We start from the raw sequence: 17,448 nt of genomic DNA on the forward strand, positions 1-17,448 counted from the left end.
CGTGTTCATATTTCGTCGATCGAGCCGGCCAACCCACCTGGTGACCGCGCCGATCGAGGCCGCGAACGATGGACTACTTAAAGCGGATCCGTTTCAGTGACCGCAAAAATCTAGGAATAGCAATCCGTGTTCACGAGTATGGCCCGACAGAAGATTCCGGCGAGTGTGCGTATCCGAACGGACGACGGCAACGAATGGCGGTTTCGGTCGATCGAGAAAGCCGCCGAGTTCTACGACTGTAACCGAAGCGATGCCGTAGCGTACGCCTGCGAGGATCTGACTCAGCAGGTTGCCGCTGCGCGCCGGGTACTCGCCCGGGACGACCTCACCGCCGAGCAGCGCGAGGAGATCGCCGAGACGCTCTCGACGAGAGCCGTTAGCTTCGACGTCGAGACCGAGATCGTGGTCAAGAAGAATTAGCGACCAGTTCTCGGAACAGGCGGGACCACCCCCACCCAGAACCCCCGGCCATACGCGCGGGCGCGCGAGGCGCCGACCAGGAGGGAAGCGACAGCCTCGAAGTTGTCAACGAGTTCGTTTTCAATTGATACCGGAACAGAACAGGGAGGGATTAGGCGCTCGCTCGCTGGTACTCGTCCGAGACGTTTCGAGCGAAGTCTTCGGCATCGTCGGAGTAGCGTTCGAGCGCGTCGATCTCGTCGTCGGTCCATCCGATCCGGCGGAGTTCGTCGCACGCTTCCCCGTGGCCCTCCTCGCAGGCTTCGCGAGCGCGCCGCTCCATTCGTCCCTCCGCTTCGACGAGCTGCGCAACCCGCTCGTCTGTGGCTTCCTGTGTGTCGTCGGCGTCGAGCCGGTCGCCCGAGATCGACTCGCGGTTAGCCGCCGCGATCTCGCTGTGTGCTTCCGGCGAGACTCGGTGATCGTAGAGTGCGCTCCAGTCGTCGATACCCTCATCGAGGAGGACCGCTTTCGCGCTACGTGCGTGCATTATGCTCGTTCGCGAGAAGTCGATCGAGTCGCGTTCGGCGCGCGTGAGCGGCACCTGTCCGCTTCCGCTCGCGCTCGCCCGTGAATCCGCCGCGTTGCCCGCGACCATCGTCGAGATCGAGCGCGGCGCGTCCTCGGCTAACTCGATCTCGGTCGATCGGCGATCGTCGGTCGGCGCGAGGTGTTCGTTGCCGATCTCGTCGCGTATCGCGTTCGCCGCGTCGAGTTCGGCGAACTCGTGGGTTTCGGTCGCTCGATACGTCGCGAGCCCGAATCCTTCCTCGCGAAGTTGGGCGATCTCGCGATCGTCGAGTTCGGTCGGATCGACCTTTCCCGTGGGGCCGAGATATTCCCACTGATGGCCGTGTTCGGCGCTGTACGTGACTCGGTAGGCATACGGGCCGGAACCGTTCACGCGCCGGGTGATGATCGTCGTCATTGGTCGTTGGTACCCCCGTCGGCGTCTCGATCGCGATCGTCGAATCGCGGATCGCCGTCGCCGTCCCATTGCTCGCGGTGGTACGGACAGAACCCGCTCTCGTGGTCCGTGAGCGCGTTGCAGTCCTTACCGTCGTCTTTGATCCCGCGACAGGATACGCGCCGGTCGTCGGCTTCCTCGTCACGCTGGTAATCGCTCTGGTAACGCTCCCATTTCTCGATGAGTCGCCCGCGCTGGATCTGCTTTTCCGGCGCGTCGAGATCGAGTTCGAAGTGTGCGAAGTAGTTCGTCGGTACGCGATACGGCGACTCGCTTGGGACGTCGAGCAGTCCACGAACGCGGAACCAGTGAGATTCTTTGAGGTAGTCGTTCCACCCGTCGAAGACCGTCACGCAGTCGATTAGGCCATCATCGACCTTTCCATCGGCGCGTATGACGAGATCGCTTTGATTCCGAAGGATCGCCGCCACGTCGGTATCATGCTCGTGACCGATGAGGATGAGTCGCGTCGATCCCCCTTCGCCTTTCCTGAGCGCGTTGATAAACCGCGAGACCGTCCGTCGCACGTCGCCGCCGGGGTTCGCGTGCGAGTTGAGCGTCGTCGATATTTCGTCGAGCAGCGCGACCTTCTCGCCTTTCGTGTCGCGATTCCAGACGAGCATTTCCGAGACCGTCTCTCCGAATGTGACGTGATCGAGGTCGTCGACGCCGCGAAACTTGACGTTGGTAAAGATCGAGAGGCCGGGTTCGTCGGCTTCCTCGTTCCAGTATTCGCGGTCGAGTTCGCGAATGATGTCGCTCGCCTTCGTCGTCTTTCCCGATCCCTTCGGGCCTTTGATGAGCGTCTGTGACGCCGGTTTCTTGATCTCGTTGATAAGCCGGTCGTAGCCTGTGGCGTCCGTCCGCCGGTCGCTGAGACCGGTCGCCGCGTTCATACTCGGGACGTGACCGCGTTTGCGCGCTCCGCGTAGCATGTCGGTTTCTTCGGTGCGGTCGAGCATGGTCATCAGCGGCGAGGTATCCGCGTCGAGATCGGCGCGTTCGCACGCGAGCATGATGTTCCCCGCCGTCTTGGTGTCGGCGAGAACCGCGCCGATGTTCGCGTTCACCTCGCCTTCGCGGATCTTGTCGGCGAGGTCCGCCGCGTCGTAGCCGCCGTTTCCGCTCATTTCGATCCCTCGGTTTCGGTTTCAGTGGTCTCGTCGCTATCTCGATCGACGTCGGTCTCGGAATACTCGAGCTCGTCTCGGTCTTGATCGTCGTCGTAGAATCCTTCGAACCGAGTCCCCCGCGCCGCTCGCGAGAGTACCGAGTCGATCGGCGATCCGTCCACCGCGAGCGTGCGCCTGAGTTCGCGATCGATCGCTCGAACCGCGCCCGTGTCCGCCGCCGTCTGGATGGATGGGAGCGCCGAGAGCAGCGACCGTAGCATCGCCGACTCGTCGCGTAGGATCTCGCGGTTGCCGTCGATCGCCGACCGCGAGGCGATTATCTCGATATCGTCAGCGGTTCCCGGCCACGTTCCGCGCGCTCGATTGCGTCGCGGGTTGAACGACTCGACGATGTGGAGATCGCCGCCGGGGGCGCGCGTCTCGCTCGCCGCGCCGTCGATGTCCATCTGTCCGATCCGTTCGGGGCTACCGGAGTACATCGACGCGCCGACGTTGAGGTCGTCGTCATCGGCGAGCGCTTCGGGATCGTCGTTGTCGTCGAGCTTCTTTTCGATGAGTTCGCCGAGGCCGCCTTCGGAGCCGAGCGCTTCGTCGAGGACGTCGCGAGCGTCGATCGATAGGATAAACTCGCGTTTCGGGTTCCATACCTTCTGAATCTGGATGAGAACCGGGAGCGCGAATATGATCGCCGCGAGCAGCGAGCCGACGATGACGACGCGACCGCCGTCGCCGATCGCCGACCAGATACCGAGCAGTCCGGGGACGACGCCGAGAATCGAGAGCGCGGCGTACATCAGCGCGAGACCGATTGCGAGCAGTGCGTAGCGCTTCTCGATCACGAACCGTTTGATCGCGTCGAACCAGCCCTCGACGGGGTTTTCGTCGATCTTGATCCGTTCCTCGGTTGTGAGTTCCTTGTAGCTGTTCTCGTGGTTTCGGCGTAGCCACGTGACCGCGAGCGTCACGTCGTAGATGACGCCGAGACCGCCCGCGAGAACCGCCCACGCGACGAGTGTCGTCGTCGGCGCGTCGGTGATCACGTCGAGCATAGACGGATCTCCTTCGTACCTGAATCCGTCTTGGGGCGTCGAGATTCCGACCGCTTCATCGCCGCGTAACCGTACTTCGACCGTTTCCTCGCCGTTGATCGTGAGCGTCGTAACGTCGAAGCTGCCGTGACCGCTATAGCCTGCGTCCGAAACCGTGACCGGTTCGCGACCGTCCGATCGGAGCGTAATCAGCGCGCGATCGTCGTCGAACTCGACGTCGAGCAGCTCGACCGTGCTTTGGTCGAATTGATGGATCACCGTCGCGGTCTCGTTGTCTCCGTCGAGATCGCCGTCGGCGAGTGCGGGTGTCGCGACCGCGCCGATCGCGACCGTCGTCAGGAACGCGACCGCGAGGGCGATCGCGAGAACTCGCCGCGTTGGTAAGTTCGTGAGCGTCTGCTGGTCAAGTCTCGAAAACATGAGAATCGTTAGTCTCCTCCGGCGTTCCTGACGCCCGCGAGTGCGATCGCCATCCCGAACAGCAGTACGACCACCGCGATTATGGTCGTGATCGCCGACGAGATCGCGTCTCGGACCGCGCCGACGCCGGGGATTCCGCCTATATCGATGATTGGGTCGTCTCCTTCGGCCATTTCTTCGATGAGTTCGTACTGTGCCTCCAGAATTTCTAACTGGAATTCTTCGGCGGAGTCTAACCGGTCGTGGAGGTCGCCGTAGTCGGTCGGCGTTTCAGTCGGCATTCCGGTCGTAAACGTGATTTCGTCCGTTTCGACGAGGTCGCCGTCCTCATCGAGCCGGTGAGCTTCGGTGACGGTGAACTCACGATCAGGTTCGAACTCGAAACGGCCGACGTCCCCGTCATCTTCGAAGGTCATCGAGAAATGCGTCGTGACATCGCCGCCGAAATCTTCGGCGGTGTAGGTTTCACCTACTTCGACCGGTTCATCGGGTTGTGGATCAGCGTACAGCGTGCCCGCATACTCGCGACCGTTGAATGGGTCGTCTTCGGGATCGTACGGATATTCCTCTTCGTTGTCGAGGTAATCCGTCTCCGTTAGTAGTCCGAATTCTACCGTCGTGTACTCGGCGGCAGGGCCTTTCCCGAGCAAGCCGAGGTGGGCGTTTACCCAGGCGAGCGGTTCGTCATCGCTGATCGACTCGACTCGCGATTCGAGGGTTTCGAGTCGCGATCTCGATATTTCGTCGTCGACCATCGCCTCGTACTCTTCGTCGATGAAGGCTTCGACGTTGGTTACAACGTCGTCGTGCGTGTCGCGGATGATATCGATGGTCTCGAAAATCTCGTTTTCGATGTAGACGGCGTCACCGTCTACCCGGTCGAAGGTCGAGTCGTAGACGTTTCGGTACTCTGCGTCGTCGAACGGATGGACTTCGAGAGTCGGCGTTTCAATGCCGTCTCTGTCGCCCTCGCCGCCGATGATAACGGAGTCGTTTCCGTCGTACCCGGCCGCGGTGAGGTAGTTGTTGTCTCCGGTAGTTTCGATATCGATAGAGAAAACGTCTAACTCAGAACCATCAACGAGTTGGTGTCTGAGTCCGTCGTTTTCCTCCACGCTTGCGATATCGAGAACGTATCCGTACACGTCGGCGGAGATCGCCTCGGACCACGAACCGCCACCCTCGTCAATTACGTGTTGTAATTGCTGGAGCTTGCTCCAGATATCGCGCACATGGAGTGCATACTCGTTGTGGACCTGTGCCTCTGAGGTGGCATAAATTTCTCCGACGGCGTCGGCTCCGGCGTCGATCGCCTCGGCACGAGTTGCCGATTCCTGTTGGATTTCGTCGTACGCCCTGAGCAGCGCCCGGATGTACGCACGACCCTCCAAGAGTTCGGCGTTGTCACGAACCCAGGTGGTCGTTGTTTGCATCGAGCCGTAGGAACTGAGCGCGTCGCGGTACATGTCTCCGTGGATGCGGAGGAATTCGTTTTCGAGGTACTCCTGACGTTCGTCGTCCTGGTCGTCGGACGAACCGAACAGCCAGTTAATTCCGTCTTTGGCGGTGTGTCCTGCACAGACCGGTTGGGTCCAGTGGCTGGCATCACAGAAGTCCTCGAAGCGCGAATCCGCTGAGACGGTCGACGCTGTCGCTGCTGTTCCGGTCACGGCGATAGCGCCGACCGCACCCGCCCTACGCATGAGTTCACGCCGGCCGAGACCGTTCGACTCGGCGCTCAATTCGCACCACGGGCCAGGAGCCCGACTCCGACAATTCCGATTAGAACGCCGATTGCGCCGATACCGAGATCGCGACTCGACGCATCGCCGATCACGCCGCCGCCCGACTCGTCCACCGTGCCGATCTCGGCGTCGTCGAGATCGCCGTCGTCTGCAAAGACGGTGACCGTCACGTTCGAATCGCGATCGAGATCGTCGTACTCGTCCATCTCGTACTCGGCGGAGATCGTTTCATCCGCTTCGAGATCGAGTTCGTCGTCGATCACCAGCTCGCCGCTCGCGTTGTCGATTTCGACGATCGCGGTCGCGTTATCGCCGATCGTCTCGTTCGTTTCGAGATCGACGTAGACGTACGCCGTCGCGTTGGTAAGCTCGACGGTCTCGTTCGTGAACTCGTCGAGTTCGTGATCTCCGTCTTCTGCGACGGCTCCACCGGAGGCGACGTAGACGATTCCGCCGACGAGAGCCGCCAGTACGATCAGCCAGACGACCAGATACGCCGTGAAGTCGCCCGGAGTGAGTCGCCCGATCATCTCAGGCCCCCATACAGTTGTAGCCGCTGAGTTCGATTAGGTCGTACACGCCGACCATCGCGACGACCGTCGAGATCATCACCGCGATCTCGATGCCGCCCATCAGTTCAAACATGTTCGTTCCCGTGAGGGTTAGCGGGAGCCACAGAATCGCGGCGATCGCCGTCATTCCCCTCACACCGATTTCTACAGGATTCGTTGACATGGGTAGTACCCATGCGTGACTGTCTTGATTCGTGACTTAAACCCGGCAAATGCTATTTAAAGGAGTCTTCGAACGTAGGTGTTATCGGTGAGCGTGTGGCTGTTTCGGCATCGTGGCCGGAACCCTCGTATTCCGGTCGCCAACCTGCTAATCAAACCTGTTTCGGTGGTTCAGACAGTGACGAAGAAAAGAAATTCGTCCGGTACTGCGTTGATTCTCGGACGGGTTATTCTGGAGCCTGGAAGGAGCCAACCTGCTCTTCCTGGTCGCCGTCGATCGCGACGATGTTCACCGTTCCTGAGAGCCAGCTTTCATCACTATTTGCTGTATTGTCAACAAAGGGACTTCCATCGGTTATAACGATAGACGAGCCAGTTGAAGCGCTTAAGTTACTGGTGGCCCCATCTTGGCCAGCTGCCAAGTCAGCAGAAAGATCTAATTCATGGGTTGGACTGGCCGTTCCATAATCATCCGAGATTGCGACTTCACCTGGGACCCCAGGGCCACGAAGAACGAACCCTTCCGCGGAACCAGGATCCGTCACAGATAGTTCGATTCCATCCCCAGTTTGGTCAGCGTTCACGTGGGCATTGATTGGCGAACTCTGGTCGTCGCCGATGTCCATTACGAACACTGCGATTACAGCAGCCAATATGACCGTAATGGCGACCATTAATATGACCCCTATCACGGGGGAGACTGCGCGTTCTTCGTCCGATCCAACCAGCTTATTGCAGACTGTTTTTCCATTCATTGGTAACCCCCTCAATTGGCGAGCCCCTCAGGAACTTCGAAGGATCCCGCATTTTCCTCTTGATCTCCACTCTTTGCCACAATGTTAACGGTTTGACCTTCGGTGAAATCTGGTCCTAACGAATCAGTTACTTCGAAACCTGATCCGGCAGATGGGGCAAGTTCGTCATCACCAAGTGTATAATCTGTGTCTATACCTGCACCTCGGAGAATGAACTCATCCGCGTCTCCTGCTTCCGTAACGGTTAATTCAACGGTGTCACTACCAACGTCTGCACTCACATGCGCGTTTAGCGGCGAACTCTGATCGTCACCGATGTCCATCACGAAGACCGCGATAACAGCCGCCAGAATAACCGTAATGGCGACCATCAAAATTACCCCTATCACCGGGGATACCGCTCGTTCATCGTCCGATCCCACCAGCTTATCGCGTAGTGTTCGTCCGTTCATTGTTGTAGTCTCCTCGACGAGTTGAACGGAAAACTTATCTCACGCACCATGGTGGGTGCGCACGGCGGCTGAGGGAATGGGAGATCCCGCTCACCCGTCACCGTCGTTTTCCGTTCCGACTGTCGGGTACGAAAAAGTGCACAGAACCCCGATACTATAAATGTACCTCCCACTTCGGCTTTCCTGACAAAATAGCAATTGGAAATGTGGCCTACTGAACGGTTCCAAGAGCCGAGTGAAGCTCTCCAAGGACCTATTGAAAGTTCTCAGACTCACGAATTCGTAAGTTAGAAGCCCTCGCGTCGAGACATAAAAGGGTAGTGGCCAACTCGGCGCTCGATACGACTCCTGATACGAACCGAACAATTGCCGGTTTCGACGAGGTGCGCGGTCGAGCGAGACTGATCCGATCAGAACCCGAGTCCAAACGGTTTTGCACTTGTCACCACATTCGAATCGGTATGACCACGCTCGTCGACCCGCGCGATCTCGCGCTCACCTACGATCCGCCCACCTACCCCGACGGGTGGACGGCCGTCCTCGATTACGAGGCGACGATGCGATACGCCTCACACCGCCCGAACAAGGGATCGGCCGCGATCGCGAGCGCGCTCGACTTACCACGTGGGCGCGTTCGGACGTGGCTCGACGGCGGGAAACCCGACGCGGCTCGCGCGATCGAGACGGCCGATGCCTACGGCTGGATCGATCTCGACTACGGCGATACCAAATTCTACGCGCTGAACGCACTCGTCGCGAACGTCTTTTCTGGTGGTTCGATCGAGCAGACCAACTACGTCCCGTCGTTCGCCCTGACCCGCGACCAGGACGAATCCCGCGTCGTCGATGTGCTCGACGACGCCGGTGTTGACTACGAGTTTTTCCACGAGGATTCGGACGAGCGCGCGACCGAGATCAGGCCGACGACTGACGCCTCGGTTCTGGGCCGCGTGTTGATGACGCTCGGCGCGCCGATCGGGCCGAAGAAAGACCGGACCGACCTCTCGCTTCCGTGGTATCTCGACGACGCGCCGTTACTCATCCGCAAACGGTTCGTCGAGGCGTACCTCGCGAATCGCGGCCACTATCAAAACGGCATCGTGAAACTTCGCGAAGAACGATCCGACGCCTATCTCCGCGAACTCGCCGCGCTGATCGAGGACGTTGCCGATGGTCCAGTCACGATTTCCGAAATGAACGTCATGCTCTCAACTGAGGCGACGGAGCAGCTCGGCTTTCGCTGATCACTCTTCGAGGTAAGCGCGACCTTCGTCCGTGATCCACCAGACGATCGTTCTGCCGCCCGATTTCGAGCCGAGTAAGTCGCGATCTGCCAATTGGTGGAGTCGTGGTAGCGTCCCCTGGTTGGAAAACCCGATTTCGTCCGCGACTTCTTTCGTGAATAGGACCGGATCAGCAGAATCGAGAAACACCGCTAAGATTTCTCGGTCATCAACCGTTTCCTCGCGCCCTCCAGCCATTGCCTTCCATTTCGAACGTAGGTACATATTATCACGTGTTTGGAAATTTCTGAGTGGAAATCAACTTCACACCATAAGTTAGCTTCACACTAACAACTAAGTGCGCTGGCCGCAATGGTCCGATCCAACGGAAGCCAGACGGACCCGCCGCTACTCGGTCGGGTCCCGTAAGAATCTGCGGACCCGGTGTTGGTGGCACCGGTCCGCTGGCCTCCGTAACCACACTACGGAAGCATGCCAGACTACAGCAATACGGGGGATAAACTCCCCGTTCGATCACGGTATCGGAATTTCGGAAACCGGACTCTCTCGCTTATTGGAGCGTCCACCCGACTAGAGAACCGACCAACGGACCGCCTCCGGGCGCGCTGCATCCTGTGGCAAGGTGCGCGCCCGGATCCGTCCGTGGTCCCACGAAGTGAGACCATGCAACGAAACGCACGCACGACCCTTGAGCGTACCGCTAACAGACAGTTTGACTACACTCGAAGGGGTGGCGCATGAGCGTCGAACCCGCCGAACCCGGCGAGTGCGATACCCCGCAGTGTCGTAATCGCGCGACGTCGATCACGCCGGACGGCTACGTCTGTCGAGAGTGCGTTGCGCAGCTGGCCAGTCACTACCGCGAGGCCGAACGCCGCGATCGCGCCGGCCGGGGTGAGTGATGGGGTCGCTCGATCCCATCACACCCACCGAGGCGGTGGAGATGTATCACGAGGCGATGCGGGACGAACACGCCGCCTCGACGCGAACCAGCGCCGTCTATCGACTCGACGCGTTCGTTCAGTTCTGCGACGAACACGAGATCGAGAACTTGAACGATCTCGACGGGCGCGACCTGATCCGATTTCGCACCTGGCGACGAGAAGGGAAGGGCGACGGTCGAACCCCGATCAAACTCGTCACCCTGAAAGGGCAACTGGCGACGCTCCGCCGGTTTCTTCGTTTCGCCGCTAACATCTCGGCGGTCGAACCGGAGCTATACGAGCAGTTGAATCTCCCGACGCTCAAGAACGGAGAGGCTGTTTCCGAGTCCACACTGAAGCCGGAGCGAGCGATCTCGATCCTTCAGTACCTCGAACGGGCGAAACCCGCGTCACGGGACCACATCATCGTGATGCTACTCTGGCGAACGGGCGCTCGAACCGGTGGAATTCGAGCGCTTGACCTTCGCGACCTGGATCTCGACGGATCACACCCGCGACTCGCGGGGCCGGCGATCCACTTCGTTCACCGGCCAGAGACCGACACCCCGCTGAAAAACCACGATCAGGGGACGCGATGGAACCGCATCAGCGACTCGACGGCTCGGTATCTCAAAGATTACGTCGAGTACCACCGGCCGGACACGACGGACAGCCACGGGCGCGAGCCGCTTCTCGCGACGAGTCACGGCCGGATCGTGGGGAACACGATTCGAACCGCGCTGTACCGGGTTACGCGGCCGTGCTGGCGCGGTGAGCCGTGTCCGCACGACAAGGACCCGGACACGTGCGAGGCCACCTACCTCGATCACGCGAGTAAGTGCCCGTCTGCACGATCACCGCACGACGTTCGTAGCGGTCGAGTGACCTACTACCGGCGCGAGGATGTCCCCCGTCGGATCGTTCAGGATCGGCTCAACGCGAGCGAGGATATTCTCGACCGGCATTACGACCGCCGGAGCGACCGCGAGCAGGCAGAACAGCGCAGCAACCACCTTCCAGACCTATGAAATTCATGAACGCGAAACCGTACGTCGAAAATCGCCGCATAGCAGGCACCCATCGTGCCCGTTCAGCCGGCGAACGATTGTGAGTCGTCCTGATCGGACCTCGTGGGATTCGAATTAGGGAAGTCGCAGCCCGGGAGCGCAGCGAAGCGAGCACCCCGGACCGTCTTCACGTCGTTCGAATCCCATCGTTGCCGGCTCAAGGTTGTCGATTTCCAGGGCCCCGTTATCGCTTCTCGTCGATCCACCGACACCAGTCGTAAAAGTCATTGGCACCGCACTGGTCGGCGATCGAGCGGAGTGTCCCGATCGTGATTTCGTCATGCTGGGGAACATCGACCAGGCGAACTTCGCCCGTTTCGGGGTGTTCGTATCGCAGACGGGCGTGACTGCCGGCGAGAGACGGGCTGATACTCGAACGATCGTAGTACTTTCACGACCTCACGCCCGGAAAAGGTGGTTCGAACCATCCGTCACCGCATGAATTCGGGATAGTCGTCTGGTTCGACAGTCTTGAGATCGTCGGGATCGATATCGAGTTCGTCGCGGAGAAAGCCATCGGGATCGTCGATCGGTTCGCCCTCTCCTTCGTGGAGTTGTATCACCTCGGCGAGCTGGGTGAGCGCTTCCGCTCGGGTGTCACCGCCGCGAGCGAGCCCGGTTTCGAGATCCTTGGCAGTCACTGTGCCGTCGGATTCGTAATAGAATTCGACGCCCTCGGCGTCGTTTCCCTGAGTCGTGCTCGACATGACCGGTGATACGCGCAGGTGGCAGATAAGCGTTCGTCCGTCACTCGTCGCGCTCGGGGACTTGACGAAGGTGGAGTCGAAGCGCTTCGGCCAGGTTTTCGAGCGCCTCGACCTTCGTTTTTCCTTGACTGGCAACCCCGGTATCTTCGTCCGTTGTGACGAACCAGCCGTCGCTACGCGTGACGGTTCGTCTCGTCGGTCGTGTCGCGTTGGGGTTGGTCACACATTGCTACTGTTACGCCGGTGACGGTTACGCGCCAGCGCAGTGGACGAATCTGCCGGCTTCTCGCGGGTCTGCAGGGTCTCCATCTCCCTCGGTGACCGTCCGCCGGATCCAGTCTGGCGTGATCGCGTATTTCGCGACGAACACGCCGGAGGTTCCTTCAGCCCTAGACCCATCGTCGTATTCGATTTCGTCGAAGTAATCGTACTCGAGCCGGACGACGGCCCAGTTTGGCCCCGAATCGGTGGTCTCGACCGGTCCACCCAGACCGAAGCCGGCGAGAGATTCTCCGCGTACTCGGACTTGTTCGTTACCCACGTACGCCTCCTCGAAGGTTTCGACGTACTCGTGACGTTCCTCCTCGGATGTGGGGTCCGGTGGATCGGGATACTCGAACGGTGAGACAGCGACGTCCGATTCGGGTTCCGGTGGATCCGGAAGCCTGGCCGTCCGTCGACACTCGACGCTCGACGGATCCCACTCGTTGTCCCTACTGAAGTAGCCGAATCCGTCGAGACAACCAGCGACACCGCTGATGCAGACGGCGGTCGTACTGGCGAGGAGGGAGCGTCGCTTCACATCCAATATGGATGTAAGATGAATAAATGGGCACTGGTACGATAGTTACACTTCAGTACGATACGATCCTGTTCTCACACCGTTCTGCCAATTCACCGCCGATGACCGTGCTGCGTTCGCGGTCACGAGGTGATCGTTTCGAGAATCGCTTCCATCGTAACGACGAGCCTGTACAGGTAATTCATCACGACCAGTCCCAATCCGATCCAAAACCACGTGACAGTGACCCCCGGATCACCTAATTCCATACCGTCGTAGAGACCGATTAGTGCGAAGGTAGCGAGTATCCCGATTGGAACTTCTGGTGAGTGGGTTCTCTGCGTTACGGACATGAATTCACGTCCGGTACAGTCTCCATAAAAACCAGTAATTTACCGGATGCGAACGAACCGCAAGGGATCACCGAGGCACTCTTACTGAAAGTGGTAAGCTACGACGTCTAACTCCCGTCCATGGAGGGATGTTAGTGTACTTGAACTCGAGAGGTGAATTTGTAACACGAAGAATTATGTTAACCCGATGAAAATTCGTGTCCGATGGTACTCACTCCATTTCGAGTTTACAGCGGAATTGGCGTTATTCTTGTCATAATCGGTATCGTGATGCTGTTCTATGGGCACGATGGTTTGCAGCAATACGACTCGATGTCTGGTGATTTCGCTCGTGCCGTTTCAGAGTCTCATCAGGAACAGTATGAACAGTATTGGTGGATTCGAACGATTGGCGGTGTTATTGCCGTCCTCGGGTTAGGTGAAATAGTAGCAAACTAATTCCTAACAGATCGTCACTGGTCGTGATCGTTGTCTGTTCCGTTCTTCGACAATCTATATCATCGTGCCAGCGAAGGTGCGGGAGTTTCTTCGCTTTCGCTATGTTGTCGCTATCGCACACGTAGCCTGCCTGTGTTCCCGGAAGACAAAACAGTGCCAGCCGTCCAATGTGCTTCCACTCTATGTTGATGCCGTCACCCCCCAGAAATTATTTACTCTCCAACCGCTATTAGCCGCATGGAAGCCACGCTCCGACGCACGCGCGGGGACGTTCGAGAAATGTCCCGGGTGGAACCAGCACCCGAGACGTGGCTTCCGAAAACCTGGAGCGGTTTTCAGTTGCCATGTTACGCTACAAACCTTCGAGACAAAAAGGTCTCGCACGCCTGCGGTACCGACAGCGAACGCTACGTCCGGTCGAAATCGAATATTCCAAACCGATACAGTCGGAGGCTCGCCCATGACCGACAACCCGTTCTGCTACCGGTGTAACGACTCGCTCGACGGGCGACACTGGATTCGCCTCACGACGGAGCACCGTGGCGCGGTCGCCGACAACTACCGCGACGTCGAACGATTAGTCTGTCCCGACTGTCTGGCCGGGATCGGGCTGCTCGAGATCGATCCGGAGTGGGACGACCAAAAGCCGGATCCGGAGTCGGTCGTGGCCCCGGACCGCCTATTCGATCGTTTGTAGACGATTGACGAGGACGCTCACACAAGCTCCGAGATCATCCCTCTACGTCCCACAATCCGCGTGCTGAATAGAGAACGCGTATCTCGAACGAAGCAGCTGCAGATTCGATCTGTTTGGACGGGTCGATAGAGGTGGCTTAATTTGCGATATGAGTGTCTTGGGGCATTGTGCTATCGGCCTATGAGTCCCAGTATCCGTCTGCGAGCGTCCTCGGCTGAGTCATATGTTTGGTCATCGGTCGAAGAGAGTACGTCCTCCAGGGGTTTCTTGCCGCCCTGAGTTTGAAGTTCGTAATCGCCGTAGGCCGCAACCAACTCAGTTGTCGTGGTTGGATAGTCGTGCGATTTGAGCCATTCGTCAAGATCACCAAGCCGCACGCTTTCGTCATCATACAGCGGTTCCTTTTCATCGCCGCGGGCTTGAGCCTCCTCTAATTCTCGCTCACGCTGGCGATTCTCTTTACGATCTGCTTGCTCGTCCCGGCCCTGTTTATCATCTGCCATATACAACAGTAGGAGATCCAGCCGAATATAACTCTCGGCGGTTGGTTTGCAGAGACATTCTCACAGCCGATCAAGCACCGTTTAGAGCACATAACGCAGTCCCCGGGCTAACTACAACCTCTACATTCAGCAGGCGACTTTTGGTATAGTTCGGATAAATCGGTAGCCGCTTCGGTAACTGCTTGCCCTTTCGGACTCGTCCCAAGATTGTCGATTTCCCTGGACCCGTTATCGATTTTCGTCGATCCACGACACCAGGTCTCGACTCTTCCGCTCAATACTTTTCGGCAAAATATTGGAGTCTCCTCACGGATCCGATCGTGTATCGGAACCGAGATGAGGCGCATCTCTCGGCGTACCTCCGTGCTTATAGATCGGTACAAAATGGGCCAGCGGATATCCATTCGGTCACTCTTCGTAATCGTCGGCATGATGGCCCATGTGGAGTCGAATGCTGTCGCGATTCTATACCCTATATGCCACTTTTCAATTGGGACGAGGAACTGCCTAGGAATAGAAAATTGATTTGAAGCAATGTAGATGATGGCAATAAAATGATAAACATAATATTGATAATGGCATAATATGGATATTATACAATTCGCAATATATCTATAACCAATATTTGATATGTAGCATATTAATATCTTGTCCTATATATAAATTACATCCTCCCACTACCGAAAACTATACAATAGTAATAAAGAATGTTAGTCTTGTATGTCAAAAACTAATCGAAGAACGGTACTCAAATCGGTTGTCACTTCCAGTGGTGTCGTAGGGAGTATTGGATCGACTCAGGTGTTCAGCGTAGATACTGGCCAGAAAGATTCGCCGGGTACAACAATCAAACTTGACGAAACCGAACCTGGACCTCAATCCGAATGGGAAGAGCTGGCCAATGAGGCTCCGACGCTCACCGGGGCTGATGGACGCTATGACTACCTAAATTATAATGGTCATTGGACGTGGGAATTTGATGAAAGCGTTAATTGTGGCTGGGGAAATAGTGGCTCAGGAGATGGTAAACATATCATCACATGTTATGAAGCGGTTGATGCCGATGGTAGTATTCTGAGAGACGGTGCCGGAAATTATCACTACATAATTGAGATGTGGGCAACTGCAGAAGGTGATAGTATTTGGGCATGCCCTTCTCTGTACATTGAGAAGTTACAGGCGGAAATATCAACAGACAGTAATGGGGGTGCAGTGTTCCAGTCGAGAGATCCCATCAACCGTACTTCTGTAAATGATGAGCGTATTGCTGTCAGTGAAGGTCACACTGTTGGAGGCATTTCGTACAATGCTGATAGCGTAGTAAGATTCAATGACGGCACATTCGGTCCAACAGATTGGGTGCCAGGTCCGGCAGGGACATATACCGTAAATTGGGAGGGAAGCGAGACCGAGAGAACTGATATGGTTGCGTATGTACGTTTGACCAGTAGCTGTAAAATCAAATTCAAGAACGGCGGTTGTAATAGCGGTCTAGAATGGACTGTTTGGGGAATCTACAACTATTCCTGAATAGAATTGTTTAAAAGTTTGCAGGCAACCGCCCCTAATTGTCAATAAATTAATTTAGTTACACTGAATAGCGGTGGTTTGTTACGATATCTGACATTCGTAAGCCGATACACCGTCTGGGACTGCTAATCCTCAGAGGTAGCTCAAATATATCGGACTCATCGACAGTTATTCATTTCAGTGGTTTACATAACGCTAAATATCCTGCGTCCCATACACAGAATTATGGTAAGCAACCGGAATAATTCCGTCAAATGGTCCAGACGGAAAACACTCGCAGCAACGAGTACTGTCGCTATTGGAAGTTTGGCTGGTTGCGTATCAGGGACACAATCCCTCGATCGGGTTATTAAATTGCCATTTGTTCGCTTAGTAAATCAAGACCGTGATGCAGAATGCACTTTCGATATAACACTAACTGATGATAATGATGAAATTATTAACACTGCCTATGAGGGTGTTCCGCCAGCAAGGGCACCAATGTCTCTGCTAGTTACGGCTGGTGGCCGGCTTCACTTTGGGACATTACCTGGCAATACTGGCGTCGATACCGATAGATGGGAACAGCAACTGCCCGAGGTTCATACCATTGTGTCAAATCGACAATCATCGATTGATCGATATGAACTCGTTCTTCGGGTCTCTCCACCGGATAAATTAGAGACGCTCGATCTATGGGAGGAACTTAGTAGACTCGAGGATGATCGACGGAAAGTCAAAGACAACTCAGTTGCCGGATTGTCTATCGAAGCAGCCGGAAACCTCACGGGCACCAAATTTCATGTATTTGAAACGAATGAAGAAAAGGAGCTGCTGGAGGAGTTTCTTGATGCAGAACAGCGGCGACAGGAACACCGTGACAAATTTGGAGAAGAGTCAGTTGAGGACTCACCATTCGTCTCGGACTAATCCTACTTCTGTGAAACCTGCGAAATATCGACTGATTCCCTCCTTGGTACCAGCTCCCACGAACGTACAGTTAGCCTGACAGGGTCGCTGGTAGATGAGACAGTACCAATCACCCAAAGCGACTTCGTATTTTTGTATACAACGTCACCCTTCAAAAATTATTTAATATCCGACCGTTATTAGTTACATGGGAACCACGCTCCATCGCACACGTGGGCATACTAGAAATGTCTCGGGCGGAATCAGTTCCCGAGACCTGGCTTCCGAAACCCATAGCGGGTTTTTTTCATCAGCCATGTTCCAGTACACTCCTTTGAGACAAAAAAGTCTCCCACGCCTGCGGTACAGACAGCGAACGCTACGCCCCGTCGAGGGCGCAATTTCTAAAGTTATCCACCCGGAGGCGCGCGCATGACCGAACCGACGTGCTACCGCTGTGGCGATAGGCTCTCCGACACCCACTGGATTCGCCTGACGACGGACCACCGGGGCACGGTCGCAAAGAACTACCTCGACGTCGAGCGGTGCATCTGTCCAACTGCCTGGTTGGGATCGGCCTGCTGGAGATCGATCCGGAGTGGG

At 56.9% G+C, this 17,448-nt stretch carries 19 protein-coding genes and 2 pseudogenes; 8 read left to right on the top strand and 13 right to left on the bottom strand.

Annotation, left to right across the window (positions count from 1 at the left end; all coding sequences use genetic code 11):
- Nucleotides 1-138: 138 nt before the first annotated feature.
- Nucleotides 139-420 (top strand): DUF7692 domain-containing protein, encoded by a 282-nt coding sequence (locus NKH31_RS10405; protein WP_254861729.1) that lies wholly within the window; start codon nt 139-141, stop codon nt 418-420.
- A gap of 151 nt (nt 421-571) precedes the next feature.
- Here the strand turns inward: NKH31_RS10405 and NKH31_RS10410 are convergent, their stop codons facing one another.
- The 8 genes and pseudogenes from NKH31_RS10410 to NKH31_RS10445 all read right to left on the bottom strand — a co-directional run bounded on the left by NKH31_RS10410 (nt 572) and on the right by NKH31_RS10445 (nt 7,714).
- Entirely contained in the window at nt 572-1,387 is an 816-nt protein-coding gene (locus NKH31_RS10410) for a hypothetical protein (protein ID WP_254861730.1), read from the bottom strand.
- Nucleotides 1,384-2,556, bottom strand: a complete 1,173-nt coding sequence (locus tag NKH31_RS10415; RefSeq protein ID WP_254861731.1) for an AAA family ATPase — start codon at nt 2,554-2,556, stop codon at nt 1,384-1,386. Before NKH31_RS10415 ends, NKH31_RS10410 begins: the two co-directional genes overlap by 4 nt.
- A gap of 935 nt (nt 2,557-3,491) precedes the next feature.
- Nucleotides 3,492-4,028, bottom strand: a pseudogene (locus NKH31_RS17855) (DUF8063 family protein); the annotation flags it as partial.
- Between the two features lie 8 nt (nt 4,029-4,036).
- Complete coding sequence (locus NKH31_RS10425) at nt 4,037-5,731, bottom strand: Env/VP5 family phage fusion protein (RefSeq protein ID WP_254861733.1); 1,695 nt, start codon at nt 5,729-5,731, stop codon at nt 4,037-4,039.
- 35 nt (nt 5,732-5,766) lie between these two features.
- A complete protein-coding gene (locus tag NKH31_RS10430) occupies nt 5,767-6,303 on the bottom strand; it encodes a DUF4925 domain-containing protein (RefSeq protein ID WP_254861734.1) in 537 nt (178 codons plus the stop codon).
- Nucleotide 6,304: 1 nt separating this feature from the next.
- Entirely contained in the window at nt 6,305-6,508 is a 204-nt protein-coding gene (locus NKH31_RS10435) for a hypothetical protein (RefSeq protein ID WP_254861735.1), read from the bottom strand.
- A gap of 226 nt (nt 6,509-6,734) precedes the next feature.
- Nucleotides 6,735-7,262 carry a type IV pilin domain-containing protein gene (locus NKH31_RS10440; protein ID WP_254861736.1) on the bottom strand — a complete coding sequence of 176 codons (528 nt, stop codon included), beginning with the start codon at nt 7,260-7,262 and terminating at the stop codon, nt 6,735-6,737.
- 11 nt (nt 7,263-7,273) lie between these two features.
- Nucleotides 7,274-7,714 carry a type IV pilin domain-containing protein gene (locus NKH31_RS10445; protein WP_254861737.1) on the bottom strand — a complete coding sequence of 147 codons (441 nt, stop codon included), beginning with the start codon at nt 7,712-7,714 and terminating at the stop codon, nt 7,274-7,276.
- 461 nt (nt 7,715-8,175) lie between these two features.
- Between NKH31_RS10445 and NKH31_RS10450 the strand changes: the two genes are divergently transcribed.
- From NKH31_RS10450 to NKH31_RS10460, 3 genes are all read left to right on the top strand, one after another.
- Entirely contained in the window at nt 8,176-8,958 is a 783-nt protein-coding gene (locus NKH31_RS10450) for a hypothetical protein (protein WP_254861738.1), read from the top strand.
- 737 nt (nt 8,959-9,695) lie between these two features.
- On the top strand, nt 9,696-9,860 hold the full coding sequence (locus tag NKH31_RS10455) for a hypothetical protein (protein WP_254861739.1): 165 nt from the start codon (nt 9,696-9,698) through the stop codon (nt 9,858-9,860).
- A complete protein-coding gene (locus tag NKH31_RS10460; RefSeq protein WP_254861740.1) occupies nt 9,860-10,909 on the top strand; it encodes a site-specific integrase in 1,050 nt (349 codons plus the stop codon). The genes NKH31_RS10455 and NKH31_RS10460 overlap by 1 nt, the downstream gene beginning before the upstream one ends.
- 223 nt (nt 10,910-11,132) lie before the next feature.
- On the opposite strand, the pseudogene NKH31_RS10465 reads toward NKH31_RS10460, so the two are convergent.
- The 4 genes and pseudogenes from NKH31_RS10465 to NKH31_RS10475 all read right to left on the bottom strand — a co-directional run bounded on the left by NKH31_RS10465 (nt 11,133) and on the right by NKH31_RS10475 (nt 12,457).
- Nucleotides 11,133-11,376, bottom strand: a pseudogene (locus NKH31_RS10465) (type II toxin-antitoxin system HicA family toxin).
- A gap of 3 nt (nt 11,377-11,379) precedes the next feature.
- Nucleotides 11,380-11,655 (bottom strand): type II toxin-antitoxin system HicB family antitoxin, encoded by a 276-nt coding sequence (locus NKH31_RS10470; RefSeq protein ID WP_254861741.1) that lies wholly within the window; start codon nt 11,653-11,655, stop codon nt 11,380-11,382.
- A gap of 40 nt (nt 11,656-11,695) precedes the next feature.
- A complete protein-coding gene (locus NKH31_RS17835) occupies nt 11,696-11,878 on the bottom strand; it encodes a type II toxin-antitoxin system HicB family antitoxin (RefSeq protein ID WP_425492258.1) in 183 nt (60 codons plus the stop codon).
- Nucleotides 11,879-11,905: 27 nt separating this feature from the next.
- Complete coding sequence (locus NKH31_RS10475) at nt 11,906-12,457, bottom strand: hypothetical protein (protein WP_254861742.1); 552 nt, start codon at nt 12,455-12,457, stop codon at nt 11,906-11,908.
- A gap of 536 nt (nt 12,458-12,993) precedes the next feature.
- Here NKH31_RS10475 and NKH31_RS10480 point away from each other — a divergent pair.
- Both NKH31_RS10480 and NKH31_RS10485 read left to right on the top strand, forming a co-directional pair.
- Nucleotides 12,994-13,227 carry a DUF3185 family protein gene (locus NKH31_RS10480; protein ID WP_254861743.1) on the top strand — a complete coding sequence of 78 codons (234 nt, stop codon included), beginning with the start codon at nt 12,994-12,996 and terminating at the stop codon, nt 13,225-13,227.
- A 460-nt stretch (nt 13,228-13,687) separates the two neighbouring features.
- A complete protein-coding gene (locus tag NKH31_RS10485) occupies nt 13,688-13,924 on the top strand; it encodes a hypothetical protein (protein WP_254861744.1) in 237 nt (78 codons plus the stop codon).
- A gap of 170 nt (nt 13,925-14,094) precedes the next feature.
- On the opposite strand, the gene NKH31_RS10490 is transcribed toward NKH31_RS10485, so the two are convergent.
- Nucleotides 14,095-14,427, bottom strand: coding sequence for a DUF5789 family protein (locus NKH31_RS10490; protein WP_254861745.1), 333 nt, complete (start codon nt 14,425-14,427; stop codon nt 14,095-14,097).
- Between the two features lie 720 nt (nt 14,428-15,147).
- Between NKH31_RS10490 and NKH31_RS10495 the strand changes: the two genes are divergently transcribed.
- On the top strand, nt 15,148-15,957 hold the full coding sequence (locus tag NKH31_RS10495; protein WP_254861746.1) for a hypothetical protein: 810 nt from the start codon (nt 15,148-15,150) through the stop codon (nt 15,955-15,957).
- Nucleotides 15,958-16,182: 225 nt separating this feature from the next.
- Nucleotides 16,183-16,866, top strand: a complete 684-nt coding sequence (locus NKH31_RS10500; RefSeq protein ID WP_254861747.1) for a hypothetical protein — start codon at nt 16,183-16,185, stop codon at nt 16,864-16,866.
- The last annotated feature ends 582 nt before the right edge of the window (nt 16,867-17,448 follow it).

Source organism: Halovivax gelatinilyticus (assembly GCF_024300625.1).
Classification (GTDB): Archaea; Halobacteriota; Halobacteria; order Halobacteriales; family Natrialbaceae; genus Halovivax; species Halovivax gelatinilyticus.